Below are 537 nucleotides of genomic sequence, written 5' to 3'. Positions count from 1 at the left end.
TAGTACAGCGTTCTAGAAATTATAATACTTAGCCTATGGGACGCCCAATTCAGTATGCGGTCGTGCTGAGTGCTGAGCAGGAGCAGTACTTGAAGAGCCTCACGTCAAAAGGAAGCGGCAAGGCGCGGGTCATGACCCGCGCCCGCATTCTGTTGCTCTCACACCAGGGAACTGCCGACCTCGAGATCAGCCGTGCCTTTGGGATCAGCGTGCAAATGGTTCGTTCCACACGCAAACACTTCGTCCTGGGGGGCCTGGAAGACGCCCTATTCGATGCACCCCACACGGGACGTCCAGCAAAATTCGATGGCCAGGATCGAGCGGCGATCACCGCGTTGGCGTGCAGTGAGGCGCCAGAGGGTCATAGCCAGTGGAGTATTCGTCTGCTGGCAGACAAAGCGGTCGAACTCCAGCTTGTTGAGGGCATTGCGCCCTCAACGGTGTTCTACATCCTGAAAAAAACGAAGTCCAGCCGCATCGCAAAAAGCAATGGTGCATCGCGCAGCTGACCGCCAAATTTCTGTGCGAGATGGAACG

Annotated in this window: 1 protein-coding gene; it reads left to right on the top strand. The window is 56.2% G+C overall.

All coding sequences use genetic code 11. From position 1 onward, the window contains the following. Positions 1 to 35: 35 nt before the first annotated feature. Entirely contained in the window at positions 36 to 509 is a 474-nt protein-coding gene (locus E5Z01_RS19305) for a helix-turn-helix domain-containing protein (RefSeq protein WP_119761083.1), read from the top strand. The last annotated feature ends 28 nt before the right edge of the window (positions 510 to 537 follow it).

Source organism: Deinococcus fonticola, from assembly GCF_004634215.1.
In the GTDB taxonomy this organism is placed as follows: domain Bacteria; phylum Deinococcota; class Deinococci; order Deinococcales; family Deinococcaceae; genus Deinococcus; species Deinococcus fonticola.
The sequence above is the reverse complement of the archived record's forward strand: the minus strand, read 5'-3'. Positions and strand labels throughout refer to the sequence as shown.